At 63.2% G+C, this 13,999-nt stretch carries 12 protein-coding genes; 1 reads left to right on the forward strand and 11 read right to left on the reverse strand.

What is annotated here, in order from left to right:
- Nucleotides 1-2 precede the first annotated feature (2 nt).
- Nucleotides 3-293 (reverse strand): 4Fe-4S dicluster domain-containing protein, encoded by a 291-nt coding sequence (locus FIV42_RS10670; RefSeq protein ID WP_141197669.1) that lies wholly within the window; start codon nt 291-293, stop codon nt 3-5.
- A gap of 181 nt (nt 294-474) precedes the next feature.
- On the opposite strand from FIV42_RS10670, the gene FIV42_RS10675 reads away from it, so the two are divergent.
- On the forward strand, nt 475-1,212 hold the full coding sequence (locus tag FIV42_RS10675; protein WP_141197670.1) for a hypothetical protein: 738 nt from the start codon (nt 475-477) through the stop codon (nt 1,210-1,212).
- A 63-nt stretch (nt 1,213-1,275) separates the two neighbouring features.
- Here FIV42_RS10675 and FIV42_RS10680 read toward each other — a convergent pair whose 3' ends face one another.
- The 10 genes from FIV42_RS10680 to FIV42_RS10725 form a co-directional block, all read right to left on the reverse strand.
- The gene (locus FIV42_RS10680; protein ID WP_141197671.1) at nt 1,276-3,399 is read right to left on the reverse strand and encodes a proprotein convertase P-domain-containing protein; all 2,124 of its coding nucleotides are present in this window, start codon (nt 3,397-3,399) and stop codon (nt 1,276-1,278) included.
- 469 nt (nt 3,400-3,868) lie between these two features.
- Nucleotides 3,869-4,996, reverse strand: coding sequence for a HupE/UreJ family protein (locus FIV42_RS10685; RefSeq protein ID WP_168210552.1), 1,128 nt, complete (start codon nt 4,994-4,996; stop codon nt 3,869-3,871).
- Nucleotides 4,997-5,054: 58 nt separating this feature from the next.
- Nucleotides 5,055-5,330 carry a helix-turn-helix domain-containing protein gene (locus tag FIV42_RS10690; RefSeq protein WP_141197673.1) on the reverse strand — a complete coding sequence of 92 codons (276 nt, stop codon included), beginning with the start codon at nt 5,328-5,330 and terminating at the stop codon, nt 5,055-5,057.
- A 141-nt stretch (nt 5,331-5,471) separates the two neighbouring features.
- Complete coding sequence (locus FIV42_RS10695; protein ID WP_141197674.1) at nt 5,472-8,570, reverse strand: TonB-dependent receptor; 3,099 nt, start codon at nt 8,568-8,570, stop codon at nt 5,472-5,474.
- A 10-nt stretch (nt 8,571-8,580) separates the two neighbouring features.
- A complete protein-coding gene (locus FIV42_RS10700) occupies nt 8,581-9,783 on the reverse strand; it encodes a tetratricopeptide repeat protein (RefSeq protein ID WP_141197675.1) in 1,203 nt (400 codons plus the stop codon).
- A gap of 159 nt (nt 9,784-9,942) precedes the next feature.
- Nucleotides 9,943-10,581: an energy transducer TonB gene (locus FIV42_RS10705; RefSeq protein ID WP_168210553.1), complete on the reverse strand. Its 639-nt coding sequence runs from the start codon at nt 10,579-10,581 to the stop codon at nt 9,943-9,945.
- Nucleotides 10,581-10,985: an ExbD/TolR family protein gene (locus FIV42_RS10710; RefSeq protein WP_141197677.1), complete on the reverse strand. Its 405-nt coding sequence runs from the start codon at nt 10,983-10,985 to the stop codon at nt 10,581-10,583. The genes FIV42_RS10705 and FIV42_RS10710 overlap by 1 nt, the downstream gene beginning before the upstream one ends.
- Complete coding sequence (locus FIV42_RS10715) at nt 10,982-11,647, reverse strand: MotA/TolQ/ExbB proton channel family protein (RefSeq protein WP_141197678.1); 666 nt, start codon at nt 11,645-11,647, stop codon at nt 10,982-10,984. The genes FIV42_RS10710 and FIV42_RS10715 overlap by 4 nt, the downstream gene beginning before the upstream one ends.
- Nucleotides 11,647-13,119, reverse strand: coding sequence for a MotA/TolQ/ExbB proton channel family protein (locus FIV42_RS10720; RefSeq protein WP_141197679.1), 1,473 nt, complete (start codon nt 13,117-13,119; stop codon nt 11,647-11,649). Before FIV42_RS10720 ends, FIV42_RS10715 begins: the two co-directional genes overlap by 1 nt.
- Entirely contained in the window at nt 13,116-13,916 is an 801-nt protein-coding gene (locus FIV42_RS10725; protein ID WP_168210554.1) for a DUF3450 family protein, read from the reverse strand. The genes FIV42_RS10720 and FIV42_RS10725 overlap by 4 nt, the downstream gene beginning before the upstream one ends.
- Nucleotides 13,917-13,999: the final 83 nt, after the last annotated feature.

Below are 13,999 nucleotides of genomic sequence, written 5' to 3' on the forward strand. Positions count from 1 at the left end.
GGCTACTGGAAAAAGGCGACGTTTCGGGAGGCGTCCGGAGCGAGGCGCTCGGGCAGGTTGAAGTCCTCGTAGATCGCCTTCATCGGACACTCGGGCACACAGGCGCCGCAGTCGATGCACGTCTCCGGATCGATGTACATCTGAATCTCGCGCAGCCGGTCGCGTTTGCCGTCCAACTGCAGCTTGCGAATCTCGTTGACCGGCAGTGGACCCTGGATGCAGTCAATCGGGCAGACGTCGACACACGAGGTATCGCAAGTTCCCTGGCACCACTCTGTGATCACATGGCTCATGGGCTCGACTCTTCCAAAGGCTCATCAACACTCTGCCTTTGAGATGCGTCGAGAGCCTATTCGGTAACACCCCCGATGACCCTGTGAGCCCCGTGCGGCCATCGTCGGGAACAGATTCCCTGTTACTGCGTCGCCGGCGACGCATCTAAGACCTGTAAGCCTTGACGTAGCGAGCCCCAAAATGATCCACCACGCCCGACAGATTTGTGTCGAAGCCAAGTTCGACCGGCTGGCCCAGCGAACCTGCAGCACGCTGGCCGACGCCGGCTTCGCCGAACGCAAAGTCGAAGGCGCCTTTTGCTTCGACGACGAATTCGCCCGCGAGCCGCTGAGCATTCGCCCCGTGGCGTTCACCGGCCGCGGCCTCGACTTTGGCAACGTGGTGCGCGTGCGGGGCGGCAGTCAGGTGCAGGTTCTCAGTATCGTGCTCATCCCCCCTAGCACTTCCCCATTACCCATCTTCGGCTGTGAGCTTCTTGTCTTCTCGCGCGGCGTGCACCTGGTGATGCTCGACGCGTTTCCTACCTGCGAGCACGAGGAAGCAAGCCGTCTCCTCCTAAAGCTCGAGCGCCTCGGCGCCTGTTTGGCCGATGCGTTCGAGCTCCATCCCGCCCCTGACTGGGGCAAGAATGTCTTCAGTGAGAAGGCCATCGTCATCAAACCCGACCCCCTCAAGCCCGCCGGGATCGGCGCTTTCGTGCCCGCGGTCAATAGCCTGCTGTCGGCCTACTTGACCGCGGCGGGCCAATGCCCCACCGCCCCCGAATCGATGCAAAGCCAGATTCGCGAAGCGCGCGCGCTGTACTTGAAAGACCACGCTGAGCAAGAGCCGGCGGGGCCGTTTTTGGAGAGAATCGCGGGCAAGGAGTGGGTCGACAAGTTCGTGTTCGACTTTTTGTTCCCGCAGTGGTTGGCGTGACTCACGGAGGCAGCGCGGGAAGCGCTGCCTCCGATGAGTGAGCTTTAGGGGCGGTACGAAGTCTTATTCGGTCACGATGTTCATGCGCCACGAATCGAGCTGACCCTCGTCGTACTTGGCGCGGTCGACCACCTGCAGCGTCCAATCGCCCGCCATGTCGACGCCTTCGAACTCGGCCAGAAGCTTGCCGGTGATGTGAACGTCGTCGGCCGACGGGTCGTCGACCTCATCGCCGTTGAAGACGGTGGCGGTGATGCCGTCGTGGGTCAGCGTGATCATCAGGTCGCCGGCGTAGGTGTGGCTGACGCCCAGATCGATGGCCAACTCGCTGACCTCGCCGGCTTCCTCGACGGTGATGGTGCTCGTCAGACCGGCGTCGTCGTTGTCGGGGATGGCCACGTTCGTCTCACCGTCGAACTCGTAGTCGCCGGCGACCGGCTCGGGCTGCGGTTCCGGGTCGGGGAACGGCGCGTCGGTCGCCACGTCGAATTCGAGCGTCCAGCCCTCGATGGTGCCCGTGTCGATGCGCGCGTTATCGCTGACCACGAGTTCCCACTCCCCTTCGGTATTCATGCCCTCGAAGCCGAGGATTTGCTCGGCCGACAGGCTCACGTTGTCTTCCCAGGCGGGGCTTGCGTCCTGGCCGTTGTAGACGAGCACGGTGGTGCCGTCGTGGCGCAGCTCGACGACCAAGTCGCCGCGGTAGGTATGCTCCACCTCGAGGTCGAGCTTCAGCCCGCTGATGACCTCGCGCTCGGCGACGGTGATGGTGCTCGTGGCGCCGTTGGGGTCGTTGTCGGGGATGGCCACCGACTCGGAGCTCGTGTAGCGGAACTCGCCTTCGGCCGGCTCGTCACCGCCGGGCGCGTCGGGGTCCTGGCGGCTCTCGGCGATCAAGTCGCGTACCAGGTCGGTGTCGATATGCGGGTTGCCGCTGCGAGCGCGCGTGGGCAGCCACAAGAAGTCGGGGTGGTTCTGGATCGAATCGCCCAGCCACTCGCCGCCGATGATCTTGCCCTCGCCGTCGAGCTCGAGGATGTAGTGGTAGTAGTCGTGGCGGGTGTAGCGCTCGATGTGGTCGCCGTTGGGGCGCGTCGAGGCGTGCGACTCGGTGATATAGTCGGTGGTCAGCTTGATCTCGATGAACTTCTCGGCGTCTTCATTATAGACGTACTCGACGGGCTCGCTGACCTCGCCGTCTTCGCCTTTGACCTTGAGAAGCTCGTGGGCCTCCTCGAGGGTGATTTCGCGCTGCTCGGTGATCTTGAAGCCGGTCACCGGCTGGTTCCACACCTCGTAGTTGTAGGTGCGGTCCTCGGCGATGGCGCGCTGCTGCAGGCCCAGGAAGTTGGTCACGATGACGTGGAAGGTGCCGGCGTTGACGTCGCGGCAGCCCGAGTTCATCACGCGGCCGGTCTCCTCGTCGCGCTCGACCTCTTTGTCGTTGCAGCGACCGCCGAGCATGTAGGCGTCGGCGCGGTCGTACTGGGCAATGATGAGCGCCTTGATGTCGCTGACCTCGAAGGTCACGCCGTTTCGGGTCACCGGACGAAGCGGCTCGTCCTCCAAGATCGCCGCCGGCACCCACGCGTGGCAAAGCCCCCACCAGGTCTCGACGCCGTCGCGGTCCTTGTTCTCGTCGCCATAGCCACACTCGTCTTTGTCGGCGAGGCCGTCGCCGTCGTCGTCGACGCCGTTATGCGACTTCCAGTTACCCTTGTAGCGGCTGGTGTACTCGGCGGCCGGGCCCAGCGAGGTGTAGTAGTCCTCGTCCCAGGTGCAGCTCGACGAGTCGAACGGCTTCAGGTCCATGAAGCCCTCGGGCTCGGCCCACCCGTTGAACGCCTTGTCGTACTTCTCGGCCGGCGACAACGTGTCGTGGCCCTGCCAGCGCGCGTTGATGCTATCCTCGTAGGTCGGCCAGTAGGTGTCGGCCCACGCCACGCGCTGCGAATAGCCCTCGATGGGCAACTCGGCGAACGTGTAGGTGAGCTCGCTGCGAAAGCGAGACGGGTCGTTGCGCCAGTTCCAGGCGTCGCCCTTACCGTCGGTGCCCTCCGACTGCTTGACCATGCCGTCGGGGGTTACGCGGGCTTTCGATGTGTCGTCAGCGCTCTCGGCGCAACCGGCGAGCGCGCCGATGGCGAGCAGACCGGCGATCGCCCACTTGGTGGTGTTGGTGTTCATCGTCTCTTCTCCCAGATATATCGCAAAATTCGTTGTGTTTGCGGGTTGTGGGGGAAGAGTAGATCAAGATGCGTGCCAATGTGGGGAGAGCGTAGCGTGGGTGTGGGAAGGGGGGTGGCAAGTCGGGTTGCCGGATGTGTGGGGGATGAGGGTGGAAGATGGAGTTGCCGGGGCCTCTCCCTCGATCCCTCTCCTTCCCTTCGCTTCGCTACGGGTGGAGAGGGGGTCCTCTCCTCGGTCCTCTCCTTCCCTCCACTTCGTTACGGGCGGAGAGGAAGACGTCGTTCAGTCGATCTCTGTACAGTGTGCGATGTTGCTTCATCGAACTCTGTACAAGGTGCGCTGTAGCAACATCTTCCTCCCCTGCGCGAAGCAAAGCGGAGCGTAGGGGAGGACCGAGGAGGGGACTCCTCCTCCGCGCAGCGAAGCGAAGTGGAGGAGGACCGAGGAGGAGGAAGAAAACGCCCAGCTACATCAACCGCGTTACAAACCAATACACACTCACCAACAACACCAACGCCGCCACAACTTTGATCGCCTTCGAGCCCCACTCCCGACCGCGCGCCCACGCGACCAGCGGGAACGCCGCGGCCACGATGGCGATCTGGCCCAACTCCACACCCACGTTGAACGACAACAGCGCCGGCACGAGCGCATCGGTCGGCAAGCCGACCTCGTCGCGCAGCACGTACGAGAACCCGAAGCCGTGCAACAGACCGAACGCGAAGGTCAGCGCGTACAGGTGCAAGGGCGGACCGACCTCTTCGTCGTCTTTGCTCGCATCGGCGGGCTTCTTCGCTTCGAGCAGAAGCTCGACGGCGACCCAGGCGATCGACAGCGCGATGAGCGGCTCGACGACCGTAGGCGGCAACGTGAGCACCTCCAGAGCGCTCAACGCCAACGTGATCGAGTGGGCCAGCGTAAAGCTCGTGACGACGACCAAGAGCGGCCGGAAGCGGCGGGCAGCCAGCAGCAGGCATAGAACGAAGAGCACGTGGTCGATGCCGAGCACGATGTGCAAGACGCCCTGCCAGATATATTGGACGAAGACGTCCCAAAAGCTCTGCTCGGAGGCGGCTTGGCCGTCGGCGCCGACTTGTACGGTGTAGCTCGAGGTGTCGCGGTTGAAGACGGTGGTGTGGATGTCTTTGCCGATCTGGATCTGGCCGTAGTGGGTGTAGCCATTCTTCGAGGCGAGCATCACCTCGTTGGTCAGGGTGACCTCACCGAGGGCGTCGTCGCATTGAACCGTCTTTCGAAAGAGCAACGACGCCATGCGCCGGCCCATGTCGACGAAGTCTTGGTGGGTGGGCTGGCAGACTTGGCCGTTGTTGGTGACCTGCAGATGCTCTTCGAAATACGAGCCGATGGCCGGCTCGAGATACGGCAACTCGGATTGGTCGACCCAGCCGTCACCGTTGGGGTCGAGCTTCAGGTGGTCGGTGACGTCGTCCGGCGAGATCGCCAGCAACATGTCGACCTCGCGCTTGTCGGGGCGGACCTCGACGTTGAGCGTACTGACGGCTGTTTGATGCGCAAAGGCCGGCTGGGACACCATCACGAAGCTGGCCACAACGGCCAAAACGATACAGCTCATCCGTACGAGCAGCTGGGTGCACATAAAACGAAGCCTGAGTTGTCGCTTGCGGTAAAGCTTATTCGGCAGCTTTGGCTGCCTCGACTGGTTTCGTCGTCGCTTCGACGTGCGAAAACAGTTCGATGGGCTCGACTTTCAAGGCTAGGGCCAGGGAGACCAAGTTGTCGAGGGATATGTTCCGACGACCGTTTTCGACCATCGACAGGTAGGAGCGGTTTAATCCGGCTCGCTCGGCGAGCTTGGACTGAGACATGCCGTTGGCACGGCGTAGTCGGCGAAGATTCCCACCCACCTGCTGGCGGAAATTTAAAATGTACTGATCGTCAGAGAGCATGAGCGTGCAAGTTCGTGCGTTAGATTTACGGAAATTTAACACCCCTGCGCACTATACGCAACAGCAAATCCGGTTCTATGCACTTAGATGCAGCTCCTCGGCCCTTTGTTACGAAAAATTCAGTTTTTTATCTCAAATTCTTTAATACTCCCATGCGATCTTGGCTGAAAAGGAGCGTCCTTCGAACTGGCGAAGTGCCTGTCGAGTGCCGACGGTCTCGGGCTGGTCGAGGTCGAGAAGATTCTTTGCCTTGAAGCCGAGCTTGAAGTGGTCGGAGAGCCGCTGTGAGTAGACGAAATCGACCACGTGGGACGGCTCTTCGTAGGTGTCCGGACGCCCGCGAGCGCCGACGCTGATAATGCGCTGGCCGAAGACGTTGTAGAGCAAGGTCGCCGAGGTGCCCAGGTCGGCGTTGTCGTAGCCGAACTGCATGTTGACGACAAAGGGCGACTGCCCCTGCAGCGCGCGCTCGGTGTTGGTGAGCACGTCATTTTCGCCGATATCGACCTGCGAGGCGATCAGCGCCACGTTGCCGGCGATATAAAAGTCGCGGAACGCGTCAGATAGCACGTCGAGGTTCTTGCGCGCGTCGAACTCGACGCCGTAGTTGGTCGCGCCCTCGGCGTTGGAGTAGGTCTCCTGAGGCGGCGTGCCCGGCTCGAGCACGATCTCGATAGGAGCTTCGAACAACTTGAGGAAGGCGCCGACCGACACCGACTCGCCGCGGCTCGGATACCACTCCCAGCGGGCGTCGAAGTGAGTGATCGTAGCGCGCTCGAGGTTAGGGTTGCCGCAGACTTGGCGGCCGCCGACGACCGAAGCGAAGCAGGCCGGAGACAGCTCGCGAAAGTCGGGGCGGTTGACCGTGCGGGCGACCGCGCCACGAAGCTGCATGTCGTCGACGAATTTCCAAGTGGTGCTCAGCGAAGGCAGCACGTCGAGCCGGTCGAGGGTCGACTCGTCGACCTCATTGGTGAAGAGCTGTTGGGTGGTGACCGTCTGCGTCGACTGCTCGAGACGTACACCTGCAGCGATCTCGAAGGTCTCGGTGAGCGGTAGCTCGGTGAGCAAGTAGGGGGCGACGATGATGTGCGCGGCGGTGTAGTTGTCCGTCGGACGCGTCGTCTCCAAGATCTCGTAGCCGTCCGGGCCGATGGTGCCGTCGTTGATCAATTCCTCGGGCGACTGGGTGCGCTCCTGTTCGGAGGGCGGCGGCTCGGCTTTGAAGGAGAAGCGGCGCGTCGACACCGCGCGATCCTTGTAGAGAAAGTCCGCGCCCGTCTTGACCTTGGCCTCCAATGAGGACCACACGTCGAAGGGAATGGTGACCGAAGCGCCCAGGTCGTGGCTGTTGTCGACCAAGTCGCTGTAGAGGCGCACGTTGCCGTCGGGGCGGTTCGACAGCACCCAATCGTTGACACGCGGGTTCCAGTCGTAGCGGTAGTCGCGACGGTCGGGCTCGTCGCGGCGTGCCTGGCCGTAGGCGTAGCGCCAGTCGATCTCGATGTCGTTCCAGTCCTCGACTTTGTGCTCGCCGCGAAGCTGGTGGAACATCAACTGGCGCTCGAGCCAGCGCAGGCGGGTCATGCGGATATCGTCGCCGATATCGTCGTAGTAGCCCTGATAGACCTGGGTTTCGTTGTCGGTCAGCCGCGAGATCATCGAGGTGAGCTCGATCATGTTGCCCTCGTCGAACTGAAGACCACCGGCGAGCATCGCCGACAAGACGACTTCGTCGATGCGCTCGTCGAAGTCGTATTGGTTGACGATCGTCTGGTCGGCGTTGAGGAAGTAGGTTTTGTTGTAGCGGTTGACGTCGTGGTCGTTGTCGTAGCTGAGCGCGATGCGGTAACCCGCGTCGGCGTCGAACAGCTCGACTGTGTCGCCGAGGTCGGCCGAGATGCCTAGCCCCGGCATCACCGTCTCGCTGCGCGTCGAATAGTGGTTCGGCATCGCCTCACCGATCGCCTCGAGCTCTCGAGGGCTGAAGCCGTTGTCCGAGAACGTGCCGCCACGCTTGAGCGGGCTCTGGGCGGCGGCCCGGCGCACCTTCTCGGGCAGCGCGCGGGTGCCGTCGTCGAAGCCCAGCCAGTCCAAGCCGCCGCCCTGATAGGCCAATCCGTCCTGAAAGGTCGTCATCGTGTTGGCGCCCAGCGATAGCTCGACGCCGGCCGAGAAATCCGAGGGAAACGAGCGGGTGCGCATACGCACCACGCCGCCGCCGAAGCCGCCGGGCATGTCTGCCGAGTAGGTCTTCTGGACGACGACGCTGTCGAGAATGGAGGTCGGGAACAGGTCGAGTGGAACCACGCGTCGCTCGGGGTCGGGACTCGGCAGACTCGATCCGTTCAACAACGAGCTGGAGTAGCGCTCGCCGAGTCCGCGCACATACACGTACTTGCCGCCGACGACCGTCAAACCGGTGACGCGACTGAGCGCCGACGCCGCATCGGAGTCGCCGCTCTTGGAGAATTGCTCGGCGCCGATGACGTCGGCGACCTGCGAGGTCTCCTTACGCTCTTCGAGCAGCGAAATGGTGCCGCCCTCGATGCGCGGGATGGTGACTTTGAACGCAGCCAGACGAACTGACGCCGGGGTCATCGCGATGGTGACGTCGGCCTCCCCTTCGGCCGCGACCTCCACGCCGGTCTCGCTGGCGGTGCTGTACTCGGGATGGATGACCGAGAGGTCCCAGGTGCCCGAGGGGACCTGCATGGTGAATCGACCGTTTTTGTCGGTCTTCGCCTCTTCGGCGAGCCCGCGCACGAACACGCGCGCCCCCTCGATGGGTGTCTGCCCCTCGAAGGAGACGACGGTGCCGGACAACGTGCCCGGAGGACCGGTGTTCTCGGGCTGTTGGGCCTCGGCAGCTTGGCGCCCCTTGCCGAGCTCGACGGTCTCGACGTCGGCGATCACCTCACCATCGGCGCGCACCTCGACGACCACCTCGGCGCCCTCGCCGCGAGCCACTTCGACGTCGTCGATCCGAGCCGAAGCCATGCTCTCGTGGCTGATGCTCAGGGTGTACGTGCCCGGGGCGACGTTCAGCCACGCTGCCCCGTCTTTATTGGTTTCGAGGGTCTGGTCGCCCACCTCGACCTCGGCGCCCTCGACCGGAAGGCCGTTGGGCGGGCCGAAGACGACCACATGGATCTGACCCGTAGGCTCGGCAAAACCGAGCGATGGCGACGCCGCGACGACAAAGACCACGGCCGCCAAACATGCTGCGAAATGCTTCATAGCTTATATCTCAACAGCCCGAGGGCTCCTGCTGACACATCTGAACTGTCTTGCGCAGTTGCACGGCACTTTCGAACAGTTGTGCGTCGGTGACTCTCTTCAGGAGACGCTCGGCGTCCTCATAGTCGCCGGTCTGAAACCGGGCGTAGGCGAGTGTGTAGAGAATACTCTGTTCATCCTGGTCATCGAGCAGCCCCAGCCGCGACAGGCGCATCTCGAGCGACGCGATGCGCTCGAATTGCTTGCGGTCGAGCAGGATGGCCACCCGCTGCTTGAACTTTTTCTTTTGGTCTTCGACCTGCGAGTTCATGTAGAGGGCGCGCTCGAAGGCGCCGGCGCGCCGATAGAGTTCGGCTGACTCGAGCACGTACTTTTTGTCGAACTCGGCGGCCTGCTGCAGGAACTCACCGGCCGTGATCAGGTGGCCGGTGGCGATATAGGCGTGCGCCAGGTGCACCAAGACCTTTTGATTCTGGGGGAAGCGGAGCTTGGCCTCCTCGAGCAGATGCTTGGCCCGGTCGTGCGCGCCGGCGCGGCGAAACGCCTCGCCGAGCGCCAGGTAGTCTTCGACGCCGCTGTCGGCCTTCCCCAAAAAGACCTCCCCCAGGTCGGCGGCCTGCCTGTACAGGCCCATCTCGACGAGCAGGAAGACCTGCTGGCGCAAAAAGGCGACCTTGTCGGGGAAGCGCTTCGCGCCCTTCCTCAAGGTCGACCAGGCCTGCTGGTTCTGGTCGAGTTCGCGGTGGGCGTGGGCCTTCATCAAGAACAGATCCGGGATCTTTTCGCCGGCCTCTTCGGCGTTTCTGACCGACAAAATCGTTCGTTCCCAGTTGCGCAGCCCGTAATAAGCCTGCGCCAGGTAGACGAACATCATGTCGTCGACCTTGCCGTAGCGGATGGCGTCGTCGAGGTGGTCGACCGCCGACTGGTAATCTTTCTTCTTGAGGGAAATGATCCCCTCGAGCGTGTAGTAGGTCTTGCGATCGAAGTCGCTGCCTTCGGAGGTGTCGACCTTGGCCAGCTCGAGCTGGGCGCGGTCGTAGTGGCCGTCCTGGACGAGCATGGCGGCGAGCGCGACGTAGTCGGGCTTCTGGGCTTCTTGCTGCTTCGACTCGTCCTCTTCGGCGAAGGTGTACGCCGTCGTGGTGAGCACTGCGGCCGCGACTGCCAGGGCGAGGAGGCGTTGCCAGGTTGTGGATAAATGCGGTTTCATATTTGAATGCTTCTGATTGGCGCGGGTCTATTTGAGCGGACAAACGACGATTTGGGGGTCGTATCTTCGACCGTGGTCACGAGTTGTATCCCTCAAACACCGTCGCCGGTGGGTCAATCGACCCTCAAATTGTAGTTTGTCCGCCCCAATAGCGGACATTCACCCCAACTCGAATTCGAACGGCACGACGGTGGCCGTCTTGACCGGGCGGCCCTTGTAGGTCGCCGGCTGGAACTGCCACTGGCGCAGCGCCTCTTTGACGATCTGATCGAAGACGCCCGGCGGGTTGGCGCTCTTGATGCGCACCCACTCCACGCGCCCCTGCTCGTCGACCATGCATTCGGCCACGACCTTGCCCTCCACCTGCTTTTGGACCAGACGCGCCGGCAGTTGCGGTTGGACCTGACGAAGCGGCTTGGGCTTGGTGTCGACCGAATCGGCGGTCATCACGCTCGCCTGCACATCGCCCAACAGGTCCTTGGACACATCGCCCATCTCCGAGGGCGCAAAACCGGGCAGATCGAGCGCCACCGAGCCGATCGCCGAGTTGAGGCTCGGCGGCGGGGCCGGCGCCGACTTCATCGGCTTTCGCTTGCGTGGCTTGGGCTTCGGTTTTTTCTTCTTTTTCGGCGGCTTGGGCTTGGGCGCGGCCACGAACCGCTCGGCGCGCTCGGCCTCGGGCTTCTTCAAATCGCCGTTCATGCCGTTCATCACGAGCATCAGCCCGAAGACGGTGGCGCTGCCGCCGGCCATGATCACCAGCGTGCCGGCCCACTTTGTGAGCAGCGAGCGATTCATCATCCCGCCTCCTGCTCGGTGGCCACACCGACGTCTTTGGCGCCGGCCAAGCGGCATTGGTCGACGACCTCGATGAGCTTCTCGGAGGGGACGTTGCGGTCGACGACCACGAGCACCTGACCCTCACCCGAGCCCGAGATGAGCTGGCGGATGCGGCTCTGCAGCATCCACGGTTTGACGGGGTTTCCGTCGACGAAGATGCTCGAATTCTTGTCGATATAGACCCGAAGCGCCTTCGTCGACGCCCTGGAGGCGCTGGCCGCGCCAGGGCGCTCCAGGTCGAGCTTCATGTCTTTGACGAAGGTCGTCGAGACCATGAAGAAAATCAGCAAGATGAACACCATGTCGATCAACGGGGAGATGTCGATCTGTTGCTCTTCGGTATTCTTGTGTCGGAATCTCATGGCGTAGTGACCTCGGAAGGCTGTTGAGATCTTGTGCTTCGATCGACAAGGTTCTTGGTTCTCGGTTCTTGGTTCTTGTTGCTGCAGAGAACCTCTTTGAGTTCCTCGAGTTCGCTTGCGAGCCGCTCCTGCTTGCGGTCGAGAATGCGCCCGACGACCAGCCCCGGGATCGCCACGGCCAAGCCCATCTGGGTGGATACCAGCGCTACCGAGATGCCGCCGGCGATGCCGCCCGATTGGCTAAAGAGCGACATCGACGCCAGCGAGTCGAACGTCTCGATCATGCCGGTGACCGTGCCCAACAGGCCGGTCAGCGGCGCCACGGCGACGATCGCTTTGACGAGCACGTTGAACTGCTTCATGTCGAGCTCGAGGTCGCCGAAGGCGTCGTCGAGGTAGCCGCGAAGGTCGTCCAAATCGAGCTTCGCAAGCGCCACACCGCGCATGGCGGCGCGGTCGACGATGCCACGCGCCCCCTCGCGCTCACCCTTGGCGTAGGCTTTGACCAGCTCGCGCAGCGTGGCCGTCGAACCGCGCTGCAGGGTCATCAGCCGCCAGCCGAGCGCGAACCACAAGATCAGCGTGGCCACCACCAGCGGCGGCATCACGAAGCCGCCGTCCTGGAAATACTGGAGCAGTTGGTCGAAGACTCCGGGTTGCATCACACAGCTCCCAGGTATTCGGTCGCTTCAGGCATCTCGACCTTCTCGAGCTTGGGCTTCTCGCCCTCGCTATCCGGCTCGCCCTGGCGCTCGAGGCGAGCGAGGTTCATCAGCCGAAGCGCGCCGCGCTCCATGTGGGTGGTGATATTGCCCGCCCACCCCTTGAGCACATTGCCGATCAGCAGTAGCGGAATCGCCACGATCAGGCCGAGTTGGGTGGTCACGAGCGCCTCGGAGATACCGCCCGACAGGAGCTTGGGGTCGCCGGTGCCGAACTCGGTGATGATGTCGAAGGTCGAAATCATACCGGTGACCGTGCCCAGCAAGCCGAGCAGCGGGGCGACGGCGGCGAAGACCAAGATGGCCGAGCCGAAGCGCTCGAGGGTGGGAAGCTCGTGGAGGATCGACTCGGCGACGACATCCTCGAGTTCTTCCCTGTCACATTTGGCAGGATCGACGTCCAAGTGCGACAACGTGCGAGCGAGCACGCGTGCCGCCGAACCGTTGGCGTTCTCGCACAACCTCTTCGCGCCCTCGACGTCGCCGGCGACGACCAGCTTGCCCGCCTGGGCGATGAGCCCGCGGGTGTTGGCGCCGGCGCGCCACAGGATGAACACGCGCCCGACGACCAGCAGCAGGCCGAGCAGGCCCAGGCCGACGATGACCCAGGCGATGACGCCACCGCTGTTGACGATGTCGAGCCAGGTCTTCTCCTTTTGCTCTTCGACCGCCTTTTCGAGCGACTCGAACAAAAACGCCTGCACGACGCCCGGGTTTTCGCCATTGGCGAGCGCGCGGGCGCTCTTCGAGGCGTCCTTTTTCCACAGCTTGAGCCGGCCGTTGCCCGCCGGAGCGAGCGCGCCGGCAGCCTTGTCGGCCACACCGTAGGCGGCGACGTTGCCGACCATCACGATCTGGCCCTCGGTCTTGGTGCCGTCGGGCAGGAAGAACTCGCCCTGCTTCGAGCGCACGCTGCTATGCTCTTCGAGCAACTCCGTGCCGGTGTCGAACAGCGCGCTCACAGCCTTGGCGTACTCTTTTTTGCCGTCGGCCTCGGGGATGTCGACCTTGCGATTCCACTTCTCGAAGGTCGCGTTGGCCTGCTCGACGGTGGTGGCCACCGCCTCGCCGCCCTCGCCCATCCCGTCGGCATTGCGCTCGACCTCGGCGAGGGTGTCCGAGAGGCGATCGGCCTCGGTCTGCAGCGACAGCAGCCGGCCCTGCAGGGCGTCGAGCTCGCCTTTGGCGCCGCCGACCTGGGCGCGCTCGCGCTTCTCGAGCTTCTGCAGGCGATCTTCGAGCGCCTTTTTCTGCGCCTCGAGGTAGGCGAATTCTTTTTTGTAGGCCGCGAACAAGCTCTCGTCCTCGTGCGGATGAGCCCAGCTCGTGGCGGTGATCGTCATCAGGACAAGCCCGAGCGCGATCAACCCGGCCAAGACATGTCCACCTGCGTGTCGGATTGGGCGCATCATTGCGCACCTCCCTTTTGAACTGCTTGCTGGTCCTGCGGGGCAGGCAGCGCGTTCGGAATCTCGAAATAGCCCACCCGGATATTCTTCTTGAACGAGTCGAACAGGTTGCGCACCCGCTTGGTGTTCTCTTCGCCGCTGATCGTCGCCCACTTCCAGCCCCCGTCAGACTTCTGGGCCATGCCGACCCGTCCGTCCTCGGTCTTGAAGTAGATGGCGACCATGCCGACTCGCGCCACGTCGGCGAGGACTTCGTCCCCGTCGACCTCGACGATCTGGCGGTACAAGCCGTTCTCACGCGCCAGGCGAAGCTCGTCTTCGACGAATTGCCACAGCCGGGCGGTCGCCTTCTGTGGCGAGATGAGCTTGTCGTCGAGCTGCTTTTCGAGCTTGTCGAGCTCGCTCAACCGCGCCGAGCGCTTGAACGGAAGGCTCTTGGCCACCGTCTGGCGTACGTCGCCGATGGCCTCCTTGGCCGCCGGGGCCAAATCAGCGCGCGTCTTGTTCTGCGCCTCGATGCGGTCCTGGTGCTTTTGAACCGCCTGGCGAAGCTGCTTCAGGCGGACCTCTTCGCGCTGAATCTGCATCTCGAGGTCGGCCTTCTGGCTTCTGACCGAGCGCAGCTTGGCGTCGATGTCGGCTTTTTTGTTCTCGACCTCGCTCGACAGCGTCTCGACCTCCGAGCGCAGCTCGGCGAGCCGTTTGGCCAAGGCCTGCACGTCGCCGTCGTGGGCGATCGCCGAGCCCGCGACGAGCAGGGCAAACAGAGCAGCAAAAGCGCCGAGGGTTTTCAGGCCCATTCGGCGCCACCTGGTGAGTTCTCGGGTGGAACGTCTCATGATGATGTCTCTTTGTGGCTTGAAGCTTGTCGTTGGCTCCCCTC

It is taken from the genome of Persicimonas caeni, assembly GCF_006517175.1.
Lineage (GTDB): Bacteria > Myxococcota_A > Bradymonadia > Bradymonadales > Bradymonadaceae > Persicimonas > Persicimonas caeni.